General features: G+C 37.6%; 20 protein-coding genes and 1 pseudogene. 20 read left to right on the forward strand and 1 reads right to left on the reverse strand.

Going from position 1 to position 22,290, the window contains the following annotated elements:
* Nucleotides 1-185 precede the first annotated feature (185 nt).
* From ABD814_RS03655 to ABD814_RS03695, 9 genes and pseudogenes are all read left to right on the forward strand, one after another.
* Nucleotides 186-443, forward strand: a complete 258-nt coding sequence (locus ABD814_RS03655) for a hypothetical protein (RefSeq protein ID WP_344910432.1) — start codon at nucleotides 186-188, stop codon at nucleotides 441-443.
* Nucleotides 440-724 (forward strand): hypothetical protein, encoded by a 285-nt coding sequence (locus tag ABD814_RS03660; protein WP_344910433.1) that lies wholly within the window; start codon nucleotides 440-442, stop codon nucleotides 722-724. The genes ABD814_RS03655 and ABD814_RS03660 overlap by 4 nt, the downstream gene beginning before the upstream one ends.
* Before the next feature lie 130 nt (nucleotides 725-854).
* Nucleotides 855-1,035, forward strand: a pseudogene (locus ABD814_RS03665) (type II toxin-antitoxin system RelE family toxin).
* A 312-nt stretch (nucleotides 1,036-1,347) separates the two neighbouring features.
* Entirely contained in the window at nucleotides 1,348-2,595 is a 1,248-nt protein-coding gene (locus ABD814_RS03670; RefSeq protein ID WP_344910435.1) for a DEAD/DEAH box helicase, read from the forward strand.
* A gap of 51 nt (nucleotides 2,596-2,646) precedes the next feature.
* Complete coding sequence (locus tag ABD814_RS03675) at nucleotides 2,647-3,018, forward strand: nucleotide excision repair endonuclease (RefSeq protein ID WP_344910437.1); 372 nt, start codon at nucleotides 2,647-2,649, stop codon at nucleotides 3,016-3,018.
* A 209-nt stretch (nucleotides 3,019-3,227) separates the two neighbouring features.
* Nucleotides 3,228-3,794, forward strand: a complete 567-nt coding sequence (locus tag ABD814_RS03680) for an RNA polymerase sigma factor (protein WP_344910438.1) — start codon at nucleotides 3,228-3,230, stop codon at nucleotides 3,792-3,794.
* 13 nt (nucleotides 3,795-3,807) lie between these two features.
* On the forward strand, nucleotides 3,808-4,560 hold the full coding sequence (locus tag ABD814_RS03685) for a hypothetical protein (protein ID WP_344910440.1): 753 nt from the start codon (nucleotides 3,808-3,810) through the stop codon (nucleotides 4,558-4,560).
* A complete protein-coding gene (locus ABD814_RS03690) occupies nucleotides 4,535-5,428 on the forward strand; it encodes an ABC transporter ATP-binding protein (RefSeq protein ID WP_425549050.1) in 894 nt (297 codons plus the stop codon). Before ABD814_RS03685 ends, ABD814_RS03690 begins: the two co-directional genes overlap by 26 nt.
* Complete coding sequence (locus ABD814_RS03695; RefSeq protein ID WP_344910443.1) at nucleotides 5,415-6,545, forward strand: hypothetical protein; 1,131 nt, start codon at nucleotides 5,415-5,417, stop codon at nucleotides 6,543-6,545. Before ABD814_RS03690 ends, ABD814_RS03695 begins: the two co-directional genes overlap by 14 nt.
* A gap of 165 nt (nucleotides 6,546-6,710) precedes the next feature.
* On the opposite strand, the gene ABD814_RS03700 is transcribed toward ABD814_RS03695, so the two are convergent.
* On the reverse strand, nucleotides 6,711-8,423 hold the full coding sequence (locus ABD814_RS03700) for an Rqc2 family fibronectin-binding protein (protein WP_344910445.1): 1,713 nt from the start codon (nucleotides 8,421-8,423) through the stop codon (nucleotides 6,711-6,713).
* An 88-nt stretch (nucleotides 8,424-8,511) separates the two neighbouring features.
* Between ABD814_RS03700 and ABD814_RS03705 the strand changes: the two genes are divergently transcribed.
* The 11 genes from ABD814_RS03705 to pknB all read left to right on the forward strand — a co-directional run bounded on the left by ABD814_RS03705 (nucleotide 8,512) and on the right by pknB (nucleotide 22,288).
* The gene (locus ABD814_RS03705) at nucleotides 8,512-11,154 is read left to right on the forward strand and encodes a cation-translocating P-type ATPase (protein ID WP_344910447.1); all 2,643 of its coding nucleotides are present in this window, start codon (nucleotides 8,512-8,514) and stop codon (nucleotides 11,152-11,154) included.
* Nucleotides 11,155-11,251: 97 nt separating this feature from the next.
* The gene (locus ABD814_RS03710; RefSeq protein ID WP_344910449.1) at nucleotides 11,252-12,133 is read left to right on the forward strand and encodes a YicC/YloC family endoribonuclease; all 882 of its coding nucleotides are present in this window, start codon (nucleotides 11,252-11,254) and stop codon (nucleotides 12,131-12,133) included.
* Nucleotides 12,134-12,239: 106 nt separating this feature from the next.
* Nucleotides 12,240-12,500: an extracellular matrix/biofilm regulator RemA gene (gene remA, locus ABD814_RS03715; RefSeq protein ID WP_344910451.1), complete on the forward strand. Its 261-nt coding sequence runs from the start codon at nucleotides 12,240-12,242 to the stop codon at nucleotides 12,498-12,500.
* Nucleotides 12,501-12,542: 42 nt separating this feature from the next.
* A complete protein-coding gene (gene gmk / locus ABD814_RS03720; protein WP_344910453.1) occupies nucleotides 12,543-13,163 on the forward strand; it encodes a guanylate kinase in 621 nt (206 codons plus the stop codon).
* Nucleotides 13,163-13,366, forward strand: a complete 204-nt coding sequence (gene rpoZ, locus ABD814_RS03725; protein ID WP_344910456.1) for a DNA-directed RNA polymerase subunit omega — start codon at nucleotides 13,163-13,165, stop codon at nucleotides 13,364-13,366. Before gmk ends, rpoZ begins: the two co-directional genes overlap by 1 nt.
* A 145-nt stretch (nucleotides 13,367-13,511) precedes the next feature.
* Nucleotides 13,512-14,717 (forward strand): bifunctional phosphopantothenoylcysteine decarboxylase/phosphopantothenate--cysteine ligase CoaBC, encoded by a 1,206-nt coding sequence (gene coaBC, locus ABD814_RS03730; protein ID WP_344910458.1) that lies wholly within the window; start codon nucleotides 13,512-13,514, stop codon nucleotides 14,715-14,717.
* On the forward strand, nucleotides 14,714-17,122 hold the full coding sequence (gene priA / locus ABD814_RS03735; protein WP_344910460.1) for a primosomal protein N': 2,409 nt from the start codon (nucleotides 14,714-14,716) through the stop codon (nucleotides 17,120-17,122). The genes coaBC and priA overlap by 4 nt, the downstream gene beginning before the upstream one ends.
* Before the next feature lie 14 nt (nucleotides 17,123-17,136).
* Nucleotides 17,137-18,090 carry a methionyl-tRNA formyltransferase gene (gene fmt / locus ABD814_RS03740; RefSeq protein ID WP_344910462.1) on the forward strand — a complete coding sequence of 318 codons (954 nt, stop codon included), beginning with the start codon at nucleotides 17,137-17,139 and terminating at the stop codon, nucleotides 18,088-18,090.
* Entirely contained in the window at nucleotides 18,083-19,441 is a 1,359-nt protein-coding gene (rsmB, locus tag ABD814_RS03745) for a 16S rRNA (cytosine(967)-C(5))-methyltransferase RsmB (protein WP_344910465.1), read from the forward strand. The genes fmt and rsmB overlap by 8 nt, the downstream gene beginning before the upstream one ends.
* A 49-nt stretch (nucleotides 19,442-19,490) precedes the next feature.
* Nucleotides 19,491-20,246: a Stp1/IreP family PP2C-type Ser/Thr phosphatase gene (locus ABD814_RS03750; RefSeq protein ID WP_344910468.1), complete on the forward strand. Its 756-nt coding sequence runs from the start codon at nucleotides 19,491-19,493 to the stop codon at nucleotides 20,244-20,246.
* Nucleotides 20,240-22,288, forward strand: a complete 2,049-nt coding sequence (pknB, locus tag ABD814_RS03755; protein WP_344910470.1) for a Stk1 family PASTA domain-containing Ser/Thr kinase — start codon at nucleotides 20,240-20,242, stop codon at nucleotides 22,286-22,288. The genes ABD814_RS03750 and pknB overlap by 7 nt, the downstream gene beginning before the upstream one ends.
* The last annotated feature ends 2 nt before the right edge of the window (nucleotides 22,289-22,290 follow it).

A 22,290-nucleotide genomic window follows, 5' to 3' on the forward strand; every position in this document is an offset into this window, starting at 1 on the left:
TTATACAATATCAAAGATCGGGCTCCTTTTCACTTAATTAGTGAAAGATTGATTGGTTATTTTTAATTGATTTAACGCAGTTTCTTAGTGGCTTATGGTCGGGCTGTGAATAATCTAGGGTATGGATATAGACAAAAATTTGATGTATTAAATGTAAACAAATTAATTAACAAAGGAGTGCTGCTATGCTGTGGGAGGAAGTTAGAGAAACTCACCTAAATAAATGGGTTGTGATCGAAGCGATTGATGCGTATTCAGATAATAATTACCGAATTATCCACGATATTGCTGTTATAGATTACTTTGATGACTCAATGGAAGCTTTTCATAGACACTCTGAATTACACAAGCAAAATCCAAATCGTGAATTATACTTTTTTCATACATCAAGAAAAAAGCTTGATGTTGAAGAAATAAAATGGACAGGATTAAGTAAAATATGATAAATATCAAAGAAATATATGAACTGCCATTTGTAGAAGTCGTCGTGAACTTTCGTTGTAAACAAATCAAATTAAATAATGTATTAATTGACACTGGCTCTGCTGGCACAATATTTAATGTGAATAAGCTAGACGTAATAGGTGTTAAGCAAGAAAATAATGATGTTACACGGACCATTCAAGGTATTGGTGGGCTTGAGTTTGTTTATACTAAAAATATCGATCAGATCGTCATATCAAATGAAATAAAGACGAATAATTTTCTCATTGAGCTAGGATAAATGGATTACGGATTCGATATAGCTAGGATTATTGGCTTTGATTTCATGAAAGAAGTGGGACTGGTTATTGATTTACCATAAGTCAGCAGTTAAATTCATAGCTAAATTGGATAAAACCTCTTAAAAAAGAATTGCAAACGGGTTAAAGGGACTTTTATCTTTACCACCAAAAGGTGACATAAGAAGAATTAAAGGATACGCAGATTTGTATAGACTTAGGATTGGAAGTCTGCGTGTTATTTTCAATAATGATCACCAAAAAAGTTATCTATATTGAAGCGGTTGGAAACCGTGGAGACATTTACAAATAATGTTTTTGATATAATAATTTTCAATTAGAACTTCCAGAAAGGGCGGAAGTTCTATTTTTAATATATTTCTTTAATGCATGTGGTATCTACTATAACTCAAAACATCCGCATGTGAAGGATTAGGTGAGACTAATCATGCAGTTAAGAACTCGGCATTAGGCGGTAAGTGCATGATTAGAAATCAAACGATCGGCTTAATATAAACAAAAAATTAATCGTTCAATTCACTCTGTAAATACTAACCAATATGCTATAGTAAAGATACTTATTAAAAAAACTGCTATTACTAGATGAAAAGAGATGTGATTCGTTTTGCCTAACTTTCTAGAACTTGGTGTTCGAAAAGAAGTTAATCATACATTAAAGTCATTAGGATTCGTAACTCCCACTCCTATCCAAGAACGGACAATTCCATCAATTCTTGAAGGAAAGGATGTTATTGCAAAAGCACAGACGGGAACAGGGAAGACGTTGGCATTTGTGCTGCCTATATTAGAAAAAATTGATCCACAAAATCCAGATATTCAAGCGCTTATATTAACTCCTACTAGAGAATTAGCACAGCAAATTTCAAAAGAAATACAGATCATGCTTGAAAATTTAGAAGGTATCCGTGTGTTAGCTGTCTATGGTGGGCAGGATGTTCAGCGTCAAATGAAAAAGTTAAAAGGCGCTACACAAATAGTCGTTGCAACACCAGGTCGGTTATTGGATCATATTGATCGACAAAGCCTTGATCTATCAACGGTTCAGATGCTTGTGATCGATGAGGCAGATGAAATGTTACTGATGGGTTTTCTGCCACAAGTAGATGAGATTATTTATGAAACCCTTTCAACAAGGCAAACGATGCTATTCTCAGCAACAATGCCTGACGAAATTCGCTCTTTAACAAAGAAATACATGGTTGAACCGGAATTCATTGAAGTCAAAGCAAAAAAAGTAACCGTAGAAGAGGTTAAACAAGTTGTAATCGAAACGACGGATCGAAGAAAGCAAGAAACGTTAATCCATTTAATTCAGGAGCATCGCCCTTTTTTAGCGATTATATTTTGTCGGACAAAAGTTCGTGCCAAAAATCTTCATGAAGCTTTGATTGCTGGCGGATTCGAGTCAGATGAATTGCATGGGGATTTATCACAATCGAAACGAGAAAGAGCGTTGAAACGATTTCGTGATGCAAAAACTCAATTCTTAGTCGCCACAGATGTTGCTGCACGGGGACTTGATGTGGAGGGGGTAACACATGTCTATAATTATGACATTCCACATGATGTTGACAGCTATCTTCATCGGATTGGCCGAACTGGTCGTGCGGGAGGGGATGGAGTTGCCATTACATTAGTGGCTCCAAAGGATATCGAGTTCCTCCGAATAATTGAAAAAGGAATTCAACAGACATTTGAAATTCAAGTGATCACAGGAGTAAGCATTCCTGATCGAGAGGATTACGAGCGAGTAAGCCACAAGAGAAATGACAGGAGTACTACAAGTAGAAAGTCCAATCATCGTTCAAAAAGCAATCCAGATAGAACAAGAGGTAGAAAACGTACTCGTTGATGAATGAGTCATGTGTAGCAAAACGAAAACAATAAAAGGACGTGTTTAAAGATGATAAATATTACTATACCTACTCCAGATATCACGATTACAGAGCGCAAGCAAATTTTTAAAGATAATGAGCCAGCCATAACCCCTATCTATGGATTTATTGATTTTCATTTAATACCAAGAGATAAGGGTGGCATTTTCTTGTTTTTTAATGAAGAAGATGAGCTTCTTTTTGTTGGAAAAGCACGAAAGTTACGCCGACGAATTAAAAAACATTTTGAGGATCATGTTTCACCGATTAAAAATCATAGAGACGAAGTATATAAAATCGATATTTGTTTAGTAGAAGACCCAATGGAACGGGAAATTTACGAGACATATATTATTAATCAGCTCAAGTCCAAATACAATGTAGATAAAGTATTTTATTAAAAAATTGTTTCGTAAACAACATTGTTTTAGATCTGTTGGTTTCAGCTAAAAAGGCGGTAGAACTTAATTGTTCTGCTGCCTTTTAATGTAGAAATAAACTCGGTTGTTCTATTTTTTTGATCAGAAATTAGTAATGCACAAAAAAACATTTGATTATTTAAATCTTTTTTAAATTGATTTCGTTAATATGAGTAGAGGGGGGAGTTCAGATGCCTACGGATGAAGAATTAATTGATGAAATCCAGCTCGGAAGTCAAGCGGCGATGGAAGTGCTTGTGAAAAGGCACTATCAATACATATTTGCCTATGTTTATCGTAAAGTCGGTGACTATCATCTTGCCTATGATCTAACGCAAGAAGTTTTTGTGAAAATGATGAAGGCACTCAAGCGATACCGTGGGAAAAACAAATTCAAACATTGGCTTTTAAAAATTGCCGTTAATCATTGTCGAGATTATTTTCGGAGTCGTGCCTTTAAACATAAAGAAAAAGAGGGGGAACTTACTCCGAAACTGATCGATCAAAAAAGTAATGTTTGGGATTTGATTAGTAAGAAGATTAATAGCGAGGAAGTAAAGGCTGCTCTTGAGCAGTTACCTGAATATCAAAAAGAAACGATCATCTTAAGGTATTATCACGATTTAAAAATTAAAGAAATTGCTGAGGTAACAGATAGCAAAGAAGCAACAGTTAAATCGAGATTGCGACAAGGGCAAGCGAAATTAAAACAATTGTTAGGTGAGGTGATAAGTGATGACGCTCAACAAGGAAAATAAGGAACTCAAAGAGTTGGAACAATATATAGTGAAATATCCAGATAACGAGATGATTGATGCAACGATTTCTACGTTACGTCAATATGTACCGGAGAAAAGAAGGAAATCGATGATTAAATACGACCGCTTCACCATATTTTTAAAGCAAGCAAAACCGCAAATACAATTTATTCATCCAATGTATTGGATCGTGAGCATCGTTTTGTTTGCGCTAGGCTATCTAATCACAAATCAGCTTGAATCCGATCCAACATTAACGCTCATCATCATAGCACCACTACCATTTATCTTTGGATTGGTAGAAGTTTTTCGAGGTAGGGATAGTCATCTTATTGAAATGGAACTGACATGTAAATTTTCTGCTTTTGAAGTTATTTTGACACGATTACTGATTATCAGTGTGTTTAACTTCGGATTAACGTTAATGCTTACATTCGTTATGTCAACATCAACGACTCAAAACAATCTGTTTAAAATGTTACTCATTTGGCTCGGACCATTAACGTTATTTATCACACTTGCGCTATTTTTGAGTACTCGATTTAGAGGTGTTCAATTTGTACCGATCTTTCTATCGATTTGGGTAATGTTCACTCTGTTATTAGTAAGCGACATTAGTTGGCAAGAAAAATTAATCACATTTGATTTATCTTTTCATCTAACTTTGCTCATGATCGGCATTGTTTTAGTTAGCTTACAAGTAAGAAGTGTAATCAATAAATTTGTTCGTTATCAGGAGGGTGAAATTTTTGAAACTAGTTATTGAAAATGTATCGAAGAAATATAACGACAAGTGGGCAGTCAGAGAGTTCAATGCAGAAATGACTGATGGTGTTTACGGTTTACTTGGTCCAAATGGTTCGGGAAAAACCACTTTGATGCGAATGCTTGCATCTATTTTGAAGCCTACATCAGGTCGAATTTTACTTGATGATCAAGACATTCGCACACTAGATGAAACATATCGTGATGTTTTAGGCTATTTACCACAGGAGTTCGGTCTTTATCAAAACTTCACTGCAGAAAGATTTTTAGCTTACTTCGCTAGTTTAAAAGGCTTGGATAAAAATATAGCGAAGGAAAAGATAGCGGAAGTTTTAGCGCTTGTAAATTTGACAGAACATAAAAGGAAAAAAACGAAGACATTTTCCGGGGGAATGAAACGCCGATTAGGGATTGCCCAAGCTTTGCTAAATGATCCGAAAATATTAATCGTCGATGAACCGACTGCTGGATTAGATCCTAAGGAACGGATTCATTTTCGTAATTTAATTTCTAATATATCACGTGAGAGAATTGTGATTTTATCGACACATATTGTTTCAGATATTGAATTTATTGCGAAGGACATTTTGATTATGGATCAAGGGGTTTTAAAAGAGCGTTCGGATTTAGCCGGTTTATTGTCGGGAATGAAGGGTAAAGTTTGGGAGGCTAGTATGACAGAAACGGAGTTTGCTTCTCTACAAGGGCAATATAAGATAGGTAATATTCAGCGTAATGAGGACGGGGTTAAACTGCGCCTAATTAGTGATGAAAAACCTCACGCTCAAGCAGTAGAAGTACTTGCCACACTTGAGGATGTCTATCTCTATTACTTTGGTGAGGAGGCTGTTCAAAATGTACAAGCATGAATTGTATAAAATTTTCACAAAGAAAAGTCTTTACATTACCTTTTTTCTAATTGTGCTCTTGTTAGTTTTCGCCAATAGAGAGTCAATACTTGATTGGGTTATGAAAGATGAGATTTATGATGAACTCTATCAAACACATGGTGGACCAGTGACTGAAGAGTTGGAATTAATGGTGCGAGAACAAATGCGTGCATCAGATGCAGGGGAAGTAAGTGTCGATCAAGCAACTGGTGATGTTCAGTTTCTTGTTGCTATGTCAGGCTTAAATCTTGAGCAACTTGAGGAGCGCAAAGAATTCCTCGCTAGTAAAATAGAAACTCTTGATCAAACAACTCACCAATACCTGGAAGCTACTAAAGAATTAGAGATGTTAAAGGAATTGGGCAATCCCTATGGGTTTTACCTTATCCAAGCATGGACGGGAATGATGGATTTAATTGAGCCATTCTTCAGTGTTGTGTTAATTGCGATCATGATTTTGTTAGGTTTATCACCGGTTTTTGCAGAAGATCACGCGCAAAAAACAATTGGACTTGTTCTTGCGACAAAACACGGTAAAAAGAGTCTTGTAACATCCAAAATATTAGCAAGTATCACTTATATCGGTGTTGTCTTTATCTCGCTTCACTTCACAAATTTCCTTATTCAACTTAATGGTTATGGTGGTTTGCATGGTTGGAATGCACCGATGCAAAGCCTAGTTAATTACCCAAGCGATTATTCAATGTCACCATTTAATTTGAATGTGCGGCAATTTTACTTCATCATGCTAATGGTACAATTTATAGCTGGTGTAGCATTTGGTGTTTTAGTTTTGTGTTTGTCTAACTTAACAAAAAATTATTTGATGACGTTTTTCGTTAGTGGATCAATATTAGGACTTCCATTTATTTTACGTCAAATTGGATTAGATCACGGTTTCTTTAAAACGTTTAATTTATTTAGCTATTTAGAGTTTATCAGAATCGAACGGCTATTTGATCAATTTAGAACGTTTAGCTTTTTCGGTCAGCCCATCTTGTACCCAACTTATTTAATCGGGGTATTTGGCTTGGTAACGATATTACTACTGGGTGTGCTTTATTATCGATCCAAACATCAACAGGTAACGACTTAATTATTTTAAGTGCGGTAAATTAATTAAGAAGTGTGCTAGAAATGTTGGGGATAAGAGCTAATTGTAGATTTTACAACCATAAATGATTGCTAAGCTCTACGATTACTCAGTTAAAAAGCCTGAAGCGGATAAAATCTGCTTCAGGCGTTTATTTTGATAAAAATATTATGACTTTTTCAACAATGCAATCATCGACCGGTCTGGTGTAACAAATAATGTTTTCTGTTGCTCATAGATGACATAGCCGGGTTTTGCGCCGTTAGGTTTTCGGACATGGCGTACTTCAGTGTAGTCGACAGGAACGCTTGATGATGCGCTTGCTTTTGAGAAAAGAGCTGCTAACTGAGCAGCTTCGATCAATGTTTGTTCAGTTGGATCATCTGATCGAATTAAGACGTGTGATCCAGGAATGTCTTTAGTATGCAACCAAATATCTCTAGAGTGTGCCATTTTTGTTGTTAAATAGTCATTCTGCTTATTATTACGTCCAACGTAAATAACCGTACCATCCGTTGCCACGAATTTCTCAGGGCTAGGTTTTGCTTGTTTTCTTTTTTGTTGATTATTTTTGCGCTTCTCTTTTAAATAACCTTCTTCACGTAATTCACTTCTAATTTCTTCAATATCATCGAGTCGAGCAGTTTCTAATTGTTGCAGTAACCGTTCAAAATAATCGATTTCCAGTTTGGCTTTCTGAATTTCACGAGCTAATTTTACTTTTGATGTTTTTAACTTTTGATAGGTTTTAAAGAAATTCTGTGCATTTTCACTCGGTGTTTTGTTAGGATTTAATTTAATGATCATTTCCGATTGATTCGGATCATAGTAATCAATCACAGTAACCTGCTGATCACCTTTTTTAACTAAATGTAAGTGAGCAGTTAGTAATTCGCCTTGCTTTTGATAAAAATCAGCGCGCTCTGCCTTTTTCAGCGACTGTTGTTGTTTCTTGATTTTACGCTTATTTTTGTCGAGTTCATTTTTCATCAGTCGGCTTAAATCACTAACTTGTTGTTTAACCCGATCGCGGTCTGCTTTATCAGCATAAAAGTGATCGAGTAGTCCACTAACGTCTTCAAAACTTTCTTTCTCACCTGAAAATTGGACTAAATCAAACACATGAAAATCTTCCTTATCACCCAAATGAATCACAGGCGAAAATTGCCCATCTTTCGCTCGATCAATCAAAGCAATAAATTGCTCAGCAGTCTTTTGAACCGTTTCATTTTCAGTTTGAAGTACTACTTCGTTCGCAATTAATGGCGAAATGCCCATGAAATTTTGGACGAATGTTTTTGAAAAAATTTCTTCAGATTGATTCAAAATCATTTCAACTTTTGCCTGATCAGTAGTAAATGGATCGAGCTTTTCTTGATTCGGTGGATAAATATAGGGCTGTCCAGGTAAAACGGTTCGATAGCGACTTTGGTTAGGGGAAATATGTTTGATGCTATCAATAATATGTCCCTTTTCTTGGTCGATCAAAATGATATTGCTATGTTTCCCCATGATCTCGATAATTAGTTTACGGCTCAGTTGATCACCGATTTCATTGACACCTCTAAATGAAATTTCAATGATTCGCTCATTTTTATATTGGACAATGTCTTCAATAAAGCTACCGATTAGATGTTTTCTTAACACCATACAGAACATTGGTGGTTGGGCTGGATTTTGTTGTTTCGTTTCTGTCAAATGAATCCGAGAATAGCTCGAATGAGCAGATAATAATAATAAGTGTTTGTTTTTTCGATTATTTCTAATTTGAAAAACTAATTCAGTACTTGTTGGCTGATATATTTTTAAAATCCGACCAGCTAATAACTGTTCGTTTAATTGTCTTGTTATCGCATTTGTAACGATTCCGTCAAATGCCATTGCCATCACCTCATTTCTCACATTATAGCATGTTTTGGGGTGGACATGCATAAGATCATACGAGCAAAACGTATTGGAGGGGTGTTATGTGAAGTGGTATGAAATGACTGTTGATGAAACACTCGCTAAACTAGGAAGTCAAGCTGAATCTGGATTATCAACTTTGACAGCAACAAAACGATTGAAGAAATTTGGAAAAAACCAACTAACTGAAGGTAAAGCACCGCTAGGATTAGCGCTATTTTTCAAACAATTTAAAGATTTTATGGTGATTGTTTTATTAATAGCGACATTTATTGCTGCATATTTAGGTGAAGTCGTTGATGCGATCGTAATAGTAATTATCGTTTTTATCAATAGTATCCTTGGCTATTCTCAAGAGCACCGGGCTGAGAAATCACTTGCTAAGCTTAAACAGATGGCCAATCCGGTTGCCCATGTCCGTCGTGACGGTGCTTGGTTAACGATCCCTTCCAGTGATGTCGTTGTTGGTGATATTGTTCGGTTAAAAAGCGGTGATCGAGTAGTTGCGGATTTAAGGATCATGACAAGTACACATTTATCAATTGAAGAGTCCGCGATGACAGGAGAAACCTTACCAATTGCAAAAACAAGTCAAGTGATTCATGGAGAACAATTAAACCTTGGTGACCAAACAAATATGGCATTTATGAGTTCGTTGGTCACATCAGGTCATGGAATTGGTGTCGTGGTAGCAACAGGGATGGAAACAATGGTTGGACAAATTGCGGATTTAATTGTCCAAGCTCCAAAACAAACCACTCCACTCGAAAAGCGTCTTCAGAACTTAGGGAAAGTGCTGATTTTTGTTTCAATCATGCTGACGTCTTTAGTCGTTGGTGCTGGGATCTGGCAAGGACAACCCGTGTATCAAATGTTTCTGTCGGGTATTTCATTAGCTGTTGCGGTTATCCCTGAGGGCTTACCAGCAATTGTTACAGTTGTGTTATCACTCGGTGTGCAAAGGATGATTAAGAAAAAAGCGATTGTCCGGAAATTAAGTGCGGTTGAAACTTTAGGAAGCACGTCCGTGATTTGTTCGGATAAAACAGGGACGCTAACTGAGAACAGAATGACGGTTGTTGAACTCTATTTAAATGGGCGGTTATTTAATGTGGGTGGTGGCTATCGTTTAACTGGAGATATCACTGCAACAAGTAATCAAGCCGAAGAAAAAATGTTAGCACGTTTTTTGCAATATGGCTCAATCTGTGGAGCAGCTGAATTTGTCAATCATAATGGGGAGTCAGTAATCCAAGGAGATCCAACCGATGTTGCGATTATGATGGCTGCAGCAAAGAAATCTTTACAACTAACAGAGAACTTACAAATAAAAAAAATCACTGAATTTCCTTTTGATTCAACCCGAAAAAGAATGTCTGTTGTGATTAAAGATCATCAACAGCATTATGCAATTGTAAAGGGAGCGCCAGATATCTTATTAAAACGTGCTGACCGAATTGAGGAAAATGGAAGAATCATTAGACTTGATCAACAGCAGCGTAAAAAAATTGAACTGATGATTAATCAGATGGCTAGTAAAGCTTATCGGACGATTGCACTTTGTATTAACCCACTTCAACACCCGAATCGAGTTAAAGCAGAAGATGTCGAAACAGGATTAGTCTTTATTGGCTTGTTTGCGATGATTGATCCACCAAGACCTGAAGCGAAACAAGCGATCAAACAGTGTAAGATAGCTGGGATAAAGACGGTTATGATTACTGGTGATCATGCTGGAACGGCACGTGCGATCGCAACAGAATTAGAAATACTCCCCAATCAAGGGCAGGTCATTACTGGTAGTCAATTAGAGCAAATGACCGATCAACAGTTAATCGAACAAGTTGAACAAACCTATGTTTTTGCTCGTGTGACGCCGAAAGATAAATTACGGATTGTCCAAGCTTTGCAAGCAAATGGACATGTTGTTGCGATGACGGGTGATGGAGTTAACGATGCTCCTGCATTAAAAACAAGTGATATCGGTGTCAGTATGGGACGGACAGGGACGGATGTTGCTAAAGAGGCATCTGATTTAATCTTATTAGATGATAATTTTGCGACTGTGGTCAGTGCTGTCGAAGAAGGTCGGCATATTTATGAAAATATTCGCAAGTTTATTCGCTATTTACTCGCATCAAATGTTGGTGAAATTTTAGTGATGTTGTTTGCAATGGTACTAGGTTTTCCACTGCCATTGTTACCTGTGCAAATTTTATGGATTAATCTAGTTACGGACGGTTTACCAGCATTAGCGCTTGGGATGGATGGGGCAGAAAATAATTTAATGGAACAGCCACCTCGACCAATAAAGGAAGGGATTTTTGCGCGTGGACTTGGCTTTAAAATCATTTCAAGGGGCTTTTTAATTGGGATTGTCAGTTTCATCGCTTTTCTGCTTGCATATCAAAATGGGGCACAATCAATTCAATATGCTCGGACGATTGCATTTATCACGTTAGTGACGGCGCAATTAATTCATGTTTTTGATTGTCGAAATGAGCGATCCATTTTTGATCGTCATCCATTTGGTAATCGCTATTTAATTGTCGCTGTTTTATCTTCGTTTGCTTTAATGATACCAGTCACTTATGTTGCCACATTTCAGGCGATTTTTCAGACAGTTGCCTTGTCTTTAAGAGATTGGTTGACAATTATATTGCTAAGTTCGATTCCGACGATTGTCTTTGGTTTTACAAAGCGCTAAACGATTGTGTATACTAGTAATAGCGAGGATAGTTGCTAACTATCCTTTTTTAAGTCATCTCTTAATAATTGATATTTAAAAATGAGGATGTGGAAAAATGGTCTATAGTATGACGGGGTATGGTCAGACTGAAAAGTGGTATGGTGAGACGAAAATTCAGCTCGAAATAAAAACAGTTAATCATCGCTTTTTAGATTTGTCTTTAAAGATGCCGCAAATGCTTAATCCTTACGAAGACCAAATCAAATCCGTGCTTCGTTCATTTTTTATACGAGGACGAATTGAGTTATTTTTAACGATTGAAGGGAATGACTTTAATCAACAAACAATTACAGTCAATTGGCCACTGCTCGAGCAATATCAACACGCTTTAACCGCGATTCAAACAACTTATCCAAAGACAGCAAATCAGTTGATTCGAGGCTTGCCCGAATTCACCGATGTTCTTCAAGTGATCGAAAAAACAGATCAGGATGACTCTTTTTATGAACAAATCATTGAGATGCTTAAGACAACCTGTCAATCGGTTCAATCAATGCGCTTGGCAGAGGGTGAGAAATTAGCTCAAGATATTAGTCAACGTGTGGAGAAGATTGATCAATTAGTTAAACAATTAACTGATCAACGAGATGTCGCAAAAGACCAGCATTACGCCAGAATGGTCACTCGACTTAATGAGCTATTGGCGAAAAATAACTTGACGCAGGATGAACGTTTTTACCGTGAACTAGCGATTTTAGCGGAAAAGGGAGATATTTCTGAAGAATTGACTCGTATCAATAGCCATTTGATTCAAATCAAGCTATTATTAGAGCAATCAGGAGAAGTTGGCCGGAAGATGGATTTTATTACTCAAGAATTAATTCGAGAAGCAAATACAATTAGCTCCAAAGCAAATGATCCACTCATTAGCGGATATGTGATCGAATTGAAGTCAACAGTAGAAAAAATTAAAGAACAAGTTCAAAATATCGAATAAACGTTTAAAAATCTGCTTGTTTATACTATAATAAGAAAAATGAGATAAAACTGCGAGATGTTACATAAACAGAACAAAACTGATCTTAACCGAGGGGGAAGCTCAATTGAATTTAAAATTAATCAATGTCGGTTTCGGTAATGTTGTATCTGCAAGTCGGATTATTACGATTGTTTCACCAGAATCCGCACCGATTAAACGAATTATCTCAGTAGCAAGAGACAACAATAAACTCATTGATGCGACATACGGTAGACGAACACGTGCAGTTATCTTAACTGATAGCGATCACATTATTTTATCTGCAGTTCAACCAGAAACAGTTGGGCAACGCGTCTTAACATATGAAGAAGAACTGTACGATTAAAGAGGCTAACTAAGGATTATAGGATGTAGGAGGATATGTGCGTTGATTGAACAGAAAGGAATTTTATTTATTTTGTCAGGGCCTTCGGGTGTTGGCAAAGGAACTGTTAGAAAAGTACTATTTGAAAAAGATACGAGTTTACAGTATTCAATTTCGATGACAACCCGAGATAAGCGATCAGGTGAACAAGAAGGCGTTGATTATTTTTATCGCTCAAAGGAAGAGTTTGAGGAAATGATTAAAAATAAGCAATTGATAGAACATGCTAAGTATGTTAATAATTATTATGGCACACCTCGTCAATACGTAGAAGAGACGCTTGAGAAAGGGCAGGATGTTTTTTTAGAAATTGAAGTTCAAGGTGCGCTACAAGTTAGAGAAAACTTCCCTGAAGGTGTCTTTATCTTCTTATGTCCACCGAGCTTAGATGAACTTAAGAACCGGATTATTAATCGTGGGACTGAAACAGAAAAATCGGTAATGAATCGTTTAAGAGCAGCGAAAGATGAAATTGAACTGATGGATGCATATGATTATGTTGTTGTGAACGATTATATCGATCAAGCTGTTGACAAAATTCAAGCCATCGTTGAAAGTGAGCATTGCAAGCGTGAGCGAGTGGCAAGTCAGTATAAAAAATTGTTGGAGGTGACCCAAGTATAATGTTAGAACCATCAATTGATCAACTACAAACAAAAATTAATTCTAAATATACATTAGTGACGCTATCGGCAAAAAGAGCGCGTCAATTAAAAGACCACAATATTTTACAAATTGAAGAACCAAAATCAAAAAAACCAGTTGGAATTGCACTAGAAGAAATCTACGCAGACAAATTAACATACACTCCAGCTGAAGAAAAATAAGAGACAGTGAGAGACTCGTCTAAAAATGAACCCCTCGTTTGCCATTTGACAGACGAGGGGTATATTTATCTTTTTTATTAAAACTTCACCAACCGATTTAGAGTACAGTAAATCAGATATTAATTCTAGCAAAGGATGCGATTAGATGTTAGCAAATAAAAAAATTGTTCTTGGTGTAACGGGTGGTATTGCCGCTTATAAAGCGATTGCTTTAACGAGTAAATTATCGCAAGCAGGAGCAACTGTTCAGGTAATTCTAACTGAAGGTGCTCAAAAATTTGTTACACCATTATCATTTCAAGCGATTTCAAGACAACCCGTTTATCTTGACACTTTTGATGAACTTGATGCGGGAAAAATACAACACATTGATTTAGCAGATTGGGCTGATTTATTTATTGTTGCACCAGCGACAGCTAATCTAATCGGCAAATATGCAAATGGCATTGCCGATGATATGCTATCAACGACATTACTAGCTACGACAGCACCTGTCTATATTGCACCGGCTATGAATGTTGACATGTATCAACACCCTGCTGTTCAGGATAATCTTGCGCTTTTAGCTAAAAGAGGCACACATTTTATTGATCCAAATGAAGGTTATTTAGCATGTGGCTATACTGGTAAAGGTAGACTTGCTGAACCTGAGGAAATCGTTGCTTACTTACAAAGGGCATTATCAACTAAGCGACCACTAGCGGGGAAAAAACTCTTAGTAACTGCTGGACCCACTCAAGAACAAATTGATCCAGTCAGATATTTAACGAACTATTCGTCTGGCAAAATGGGCTTTTCAATTGCTGAGGCTGGGGCGCAAATGGGAGCAGAGGTTACCTTAGTAGCTGGTCCAGTCAATTTACCGACACCAAAAGGCGTCAATCGAATTGATGTCGTGTCAACAGACGATATGTACCAAGCGGTCATTAAGCATTATTCAGATCAGGATATTGTGATCAAGTCTGCAGCAGTTTCGGATTATCGCCCAGCAAAGCAAGCAAATGAAAAAATCAAAAAACAGTCCGAACAAATGGCGATCGAATTAGAACGGACACAGGACATATTAAAAACTTTAGGTGAGCAAAAAACAACACAATTTTTAGTTGGTTTTGCAGCTGAAACAACAAATGTTGAAAATTACGGCAAACAGAAGTTGATTGACAAAAACTTAAATGCGATTGTAATTAATGATGTGTCAAAAGCAGGGATTGGCTTTGGCTCTGACGATAATGAAGTATTGATCTTGGTCAATGATGGGACTGAAATAAAAATTGATCAGACAAGTAAACTCGCGATTGCCAATCAGCTATTAACTGAAATTTCACGGCGTTTAGAGGACAAAGAGCAGTGAACATTGCTAAAGTAGTCGTTGATGTACCCGCTTCACAAATCAATCGAGTTTTTGATTATTTAATTCCCGACCATTTGACAGATACGATCGAAGTTGGCATGCGTGTGATCGTGCCGTTTGGTCCGCGAACAATTATGGGGTACGTCTTAGCATTAACTGATCATTCCGAGGTCGAGGGGTTAAAACCAATCAAGAGCTTGATGGATATTGTCCCGATTTTAACAGAAGAATTAATTGAAGTTGGTAAATGGCTTGCTAACCATACGATGAGCTTTTACATTTCAACATTCCAAGCGATGTTACCCCAAGCATTAAAGGCAGATTACCATAAGTTGATTCATCGCCTGACAATCGACCAATTGCCTGAATCACTCGAACGTGCTTTTGCCGGTCGAGATTACCTTGATTTTGATGAATTAGAAGCAAGTGACGTTCCATTATCACAGTTCAAACAATCACTTGATGATGGTGACCTAGAAGTTATTTATCAAGTCAAACGGAAAGACAATATTAAGAAACAAACATTTGTTAAAAAAATTAGCTCAACTGCTCAATTAGATGAGTATACAGCTCATTTAACAAATCAAGCAAAAAAGCAAAAACTAATGGTTGAGTTTTTAGTTGATTTAAATGAACCGATTTTACTAAAAACATTTCTAACAAAAATGAAAACAACGCGACAAACAATTAAGCCGTTAATTGATCATAATTTAATTACTCTTATCGAAGAAGAAGTTTACCGTGAACCGTATGATGACCAAGCGATTGATAGAACGGCTCCACTTAAATTAAAAGACCAACAAGCAGAGGCTCTAACCGCAATTAATCAATCGTTTGATCAACAAAAAGATGATGTTTTTGTTCTGCATGGGGTAACTGGTAGTGGAAAGACCGAGGTTTATTTGCAAGCTATTGCTCACGTAATGAATGAGGGCAAAGAGGCAATCGTACTTGTTCCAGAAATCTCATTGACTCCGCAAATGGTTAACCGATTTAAAGGACGATTTGGTTCAGATGTTGCCGTGATGCACAGTGCATTATCAAAGGGAGAACGGTTTGATGAATGGCGTAAAGTTCAGCGTAAAGAAGTGAAGGTCGTTGTCGGTGCACGTTCAGCTGTATTTGCACCATTTGAGAATCTTGGTCTAATTATTATTGATGAAGAACATGAAGCAAGTTATAAACAAGAAGATCACCCACGTTACCATGCTAAAGATGTTGCGATACAAAGAGCGAAGCATCATAAGTGTCCGGTTATTTTAGGTAGTGCGACACCTACTTTAGAAACGTATGCACGTGCCAAAAAAGGTGTCTATCAATTATTAGAGATGCCAGATCGAAGTAACTTAAGTGAGATGCCTGAAATTGATCTCGTCGATATGCGTGATGAACTTCATGCAGGCAATCGGACGATGTTTTCACGAAAATTAATTGAGGCAATTAAAATCCGTTTAGAAAAACAAGAGCAAATTGTTTTATTTTTAAATCGTCGAGGATATTCAACATTTGTTATGTGTCGTGACTGTGGTGATGTGATTGAATGTCCGGATTGTGACATATCGCTCACTTACCATCGAAAGCAGAATCGCTTGAAATGTCATTATTGTGATTACCATGAAGCGGTTCCGAACAAGTGCCCGAGCTGTGAGAGTGAGACGATTCGTTATTTTGGTACGGGTACACAAAAGGTTGAAGAATCTCTGAGTCAACTGATCCCCGAAGCGCGAATCATTCGAATGGATGTTGATACAACTCAAAGAAAGGGCTCACACGAACGGCTTTTGAAGCAATTTGCTAAGAAACAAGCAGATATATTATTAGGGACGCAGATGATCGCGAAGGGTTTAGACTTCCCTGATGTTACATTAGTCGGTGTTCTGGCTGCTGATAGTCTATTTAATTTACCAGATTTCAGGGCGGCTGAACGAACATTCCAATTGATCACTCAAGTGAGTGGACGGGCTGGACGCCACCATCTCACTGGAGAAGTGATTGTCCAGTCATATACACCAGATCATTATAGTATTGATTATGCTAGAAACTATGATTATCAAGGATTTTTCGCTAAAGAAATGGCTTTACGAAAAGCGTTTCAATACCCGCCATATTATTATTTAACGCTAATCACTGTTTCACATCCAAATCCAAATCGTGCCCAAGAAGTCACTCGTGTGATTAGTCAGCTATTAAATAAACATTTATCAAATGAAACAAAAATTCTTGGACCGACACCTTCGCCAATTGAACGGATTAAGAATCGCTATCGATTTCAATGCATGATAAAATATAAATATGAACCGAATCAACACAATGTGCTCGCAAGAATTTTGCAATATTATGAGGATATGATGCGTAAGGAAGATTTATTAATTCAGATTGATCTGCAACCGTATCAATTAATGTAGAAAGAGGTTTTTTGATGAAGAAAATTGTGTTTATGGGGACACCTGATTTTTCTGTTCCCATCTTAGAGAAGATAATTAGCGAAGGCTATCAGGTCGTTTTAGTTGTTACTCAGCCGGATCGACCGAAGGGGAGAAAGCGTGTTTTATCAGCACCACCAGTGAAAGAAACAGCAATTAAACATAATATTCCTGTTTATCAACCGGAAAAAATCCGTGATTCATATCAGGAAATACTAACATATGAACCAGATCTAATTGTAACAGCGGCTTTTGGTCAGATTTTGCCGAATGAGTTGTTAGAGGCGCCTAAATATGGTTGTATTAATGTTCATGCATCGTTATTGCCTGAATTAAGAGGGGGCGCTCCAATTCACTATGCAATTATGCAGGGGAAAAAGGAAACGGGTATTTCAATTATGTATATGGTTGAAGCTTTAGATGCGGGGGCAGTGTTATCACAAGTGACGGTGCCGATCGATGAGGCAGACCATGTTGGTAGCTTGCATGATAAGCTCTCAGAAGCTGGATCAGATTTGTTAATTGAGACATTGCCTCAGCTATTTGCTCAGACGATTACCGCTGAAGAGCAGGATGATCAAAAAGCAACCTATGCACCAAATATTAAGCGTGAAGAGGAGATGCTTGATTGGACAAGGACAGCTCAAGAGCTTTACAATCATGTGCGCGGACTCCATCCTTGGCCAGTTGCAAGCACAACAATTGAAGGAAAGAACTTAAAAGTTTGGTGGGCTGAACGTGGACAAGCAACTGCGTCTGAGGCGGTTCAGCCTGGTGAAATTGTTGAACTCACTCACGACTCGATCAATGTCGCTTGTGGAGATGGCAATGTATTAAAATTTACCGATATTCAACTTGCCGGCAATAAACGGATGCTTGTGAGAGATTTTTTAAATGGAAATCCAGATGTATTTAAAGTCGGCCAAAGATTGGGGTTAACAAATGAATAAATATCAATTACGTACAAAAACATTAGAAGTTTTAGTTCAGGTGGGTGACAGCGGTGGGTTTAGTCACCTTCTCGTCGATCAGACGATTGAGAAGATGAACTGGTCGAGAAAAGATCAAGCATTATTTACCGAACTTATTTACGGTACACTGCAGCGTAAGCTTACGTTAGATTATTTTTTAAATCATTTTATCAAACAACCTAAAAAAGTTGAGCAGTGGGTAAAATGGTTATTATACGTATCATTTTATCAAATGCATTACTTAGATAAAGTACCCGATCATGCAATTATTCATGAGGCTGTCGAAATTGCAAAGCAAAAAGGACATCAAGGGATTGGGAAGTTTGTTAATGGGATCTTGAGAGAAGCACAACGTCAAGGCTTCCCATCGTTTGAGCAAATTGAGGATCCGATTGAGCGGCTTGCCATCGAGACGAGCCACCCAAGCTGGCTCGTTGAACGTTGGATTGATTCATATGGCGAAGACCAAGCACGAGCGATTTGTTTTGCTAATTTGGAGACAAAGCCAATCAGTGTACGAATCAATCCACTCAAACTGACGAGAGAGGAAGCCATTGAACAATTAACAGCATCGGGATACCAGGTTGAGCAATCACAGTTTTCAGAGCAAGGTTTAATTATTGAAAAAGGTAATATCCTTGATCACGACTTGTTTAAGACGGGTGCACTGACAATTCAGGATCAAAGTTCAATGCTCGTCGTCGAGATGATGGGTATCCAGCCAGAACAACTCGTCTTAGATGCGTGTAGTGCTCCTGGAGGTAAGGCGACACATATTGGTGAAAAGCTAAATAATACAGGTCACGTCCATGCTTATGATCTTCATGATAAGAAAGTGAAACTCGTGAAAAAGAAAGCCGAACAACTTGGCTTAATTAATTTACGGACAGCAGCTCTTGATGGCCGAAACTTGAATCAAAAATATGAACGAGAAACTTTCGATCGAATCTTAATTGATGCACCTTGTTCTGGTTTTGGTGTCATTCGTGGTAAGCCGGATATTAAATATTCAAAAACTGCTGATGATGTCGATCAATTAGCTCATGTTCAATATGAGTTATTAGAAAAAATTGCCCCATTACTTAAAAAGAGTGGTAAACTTTTATATAGTACGTGTACAGTTGATCCAACAGAGAATGAAGTTGTCGTAACGGAATTTTTAATTAACAACCAAAAATATGAAGTTGACCCTGATTTCTTTCAAGAACTACCAGAGTTTTTAAATAAAGAAATTGAGTACTTGCAGGTTGGCATTCAAATTTTCCCAGATGAATTTAATTCTGATGGATTCTTCCTGACTCGATTAAGAAGAAAATCAGACGAGGAATAGTTTTGTTGGATGAATTAACTTTAGATCATGCGAAGAGGTGAGTCATCATATGAAACAGTTTTTTATAACCGATTGTGGCAAAGTACGCAAGCAAAATGAGGATGCTGTCGGCTTGTTTGAAAATCGAGCCAATCAAACCTTAGCAGTTGTCGCAGACGGGATGGGCGGCCACAAAGCTGGTGATGTGGCGAGTGAAATTGCTCGTTCATATTTTTCTGATCAATGGCAAGCAACAGATAAATTAACATCAGCTGAAGAGGCAGAAGAATGGTTAGATGATCGAATTCGTCTAGCTAACCAAAAAGTTTATCGCTATGCGAAAGAGAATCCTGACTGTCAAGGAATGGGGACAACTGTCATTGCTGCGATCTTTTTAGAAGACGAGATTTCAATTGCACACATCGGGGATAGTCGCTGTTATTTACTTACTGATGAATTGAAACAAGTAACTGAAGACCATTCACTTGTGAATGAATTGGTTCGCGCAGGTGAAATTACTAAAAAGGAAGCAATCGTTCATCCACGAAAAAATGTTTTGATGAAGGCGCTAGGTACAGACAATTCAATTGCGCCAGATGTGTTTACAATTGAGTGGCAAGAAGGGAATCGCTTTTTGATCTGTAGTGATGGTTTATCTGATAAATTATCAAACAATGAGTTATTTAACTTTTTAACAGAAGATTTAACGGTTGAAGAGATTGCTGGAAATTTAGTTGATCGAGCAAATGAACTCGGTGGCGAAGATAATATAACGGTTGTACTAGTTGAGTATATTAAAAGAGAGGCGGGTGATTCCTCTTGTTAGAAGGACGTCTGTTAAATGAAAGATATGTCGTAAAAAAATTAATTGGCGGCGGTGGGATGGCGAATGTTTATCTTGGGTTTGATAACATTCTTGAACGCGAAGTCGCAATTAAAGTCTTAAGACTTGAATATTCAAATGATGATGAGTTTATTACTCGTTTTCATCGTGAAGCACAGTCAGCTACGAGTTTGTCACATCCAAACATTGTTAATATTTATGATGTTGGTGAAGAAGATGATATTTATTATATGGTGATGGAGTATGTCGATGGGCTGACGTTGAAAGAATATATTCAACGTTTTGGTCCGATTTCAATCGATGATGCAGTTGATATTATGATGCAAATCACGTCGGCGATTGAACATGCGCATGAAAACCATATCGTCCATCGAGATATCAAACCACAAAATATTTTAATTAATGCTGACCGGACAGTAAAGGTAACAGATTTTGGCATCGCCTTAGCCTTAACGGCAACATCACTCACGCAAACCAACTCAGTTTTAGGGTCTGTACACTATTTATCACCAGAACAAGCACGTGGTGGCACAGCGAATCGAAAGTCTGATATTTATTCATTAGGTATCGTGATGTATGAATTATTGACGGGTCGGATTCCTTTTACGGGTCAATCAGCCGTATCGATTGCTCTAAAACATTTAGAATCACCACTACCATCAATGCGAGAGTGGGATCCATTAATTCCACAAAGCTTAGAAAATATTGTTTTAAAAGCAACAACTAAAGATCCGTTCCAGCGCTATCAACGAGTAACCGATTTTGAAAAAGACCTTGAGACAGCGTTAGATCCAGATCGAGTCAATGAGCAACCATTTATTCCACCAAGTGAACCAGGTGATCAGACGAAAGCAATCCCGATAATAATGGATAGTCAATTAACAAATGAACAAACAATCGTCAATCAGCAAATGAGTCAAGATACGACTCGTCCGATAGGCGTGAAAGATTCTCAAACAAAACAACCCCGACCTAAAAAGAAAAAAATGTCGAAAAAGAAGAAAGTAGCCATTTGGTTATCGAGTATCTTTATTGTTATTGTTGGTGCAATCTTAGTTGCCTTATTTGTTCTGCCTGCCCTAACACAACCGGATGATGTCGAACTTGAGGACTTCACAGAAATGCATGTTGATGATGTAATTGAACGACTTGAGGAATTAAATCTTGACTATGAAATTGAAGAAATATTTTCAGAAGATGTTGAGGCAGAGCATGTTGAGAGTACGGATCCAGAAGCAGGATCAATCGTGAAGGAAGGTACAGTTATTACACTTTTCGTCAGTCAAGGGATTGAACCGGTTCCACTTTCAGACTATGTTGGTCAATCATACAGTCAAGTTGAGCGATTATTGATCCAAAAAGGGTTTGCTCCTGAAAACATTCAACGCGTTGATTCATACTCGTCTGAATTTACAGAAGGTCAGATTATAAGTCAGCAGCCGGAAGCAGGTAGTCAAGTTAATCCTACTGATACTGTGATTGTCTTTGAAGTGAGCATTGGCGAACGAAAAGTCGTACTTGAGGATCTTGAGGATATGACGATTCAAGCGGCTACACAGTACTTAGAAGATCGTGGTTTAATAGCTAATGTAACTGAAGAGCATTCAAGTACGTATAGTGAGGGGCGCGTGATTCGTCATTCACCACAGGCAGGCGAGGAACTTGAGTCGGGTTCAATTGTTAATCTGATCGTTTCATTAGGAGAAGAAGAGCTTTCACCTGTTACACATACATTAAAGGTTACGGTTCCATACACAGGGGATGCAAATCTACCAGAACCTGACGAAGGTGAAGATGATGAAGGTGAAGCACCTGCTCCAGTTAGTCAACAGGTCCGAATTTATATTTCTGATATGAACAATGAATTGACTGATCTTTATGAACAAAGCTCAATTAATAGTGATACTGAATTTACGATTCGACTTGTGATAGCACCAAATTCAACAGCAACATATAAAATTGAACGAGATGACCAAGTGATTGTCCAAAAAACGATTGCTTATGATGAAGTGGATGGAGGCTGATG

The sequence above is a fragment of the Amphibacillus indicireducens genome, assembly GCF_039539605.1.
GTDB lineage: Bacteria > Bacillota > Bacilli > Bacillales > Amphibacillaceae > Amphibacillus > Amphibacillus indicireducens.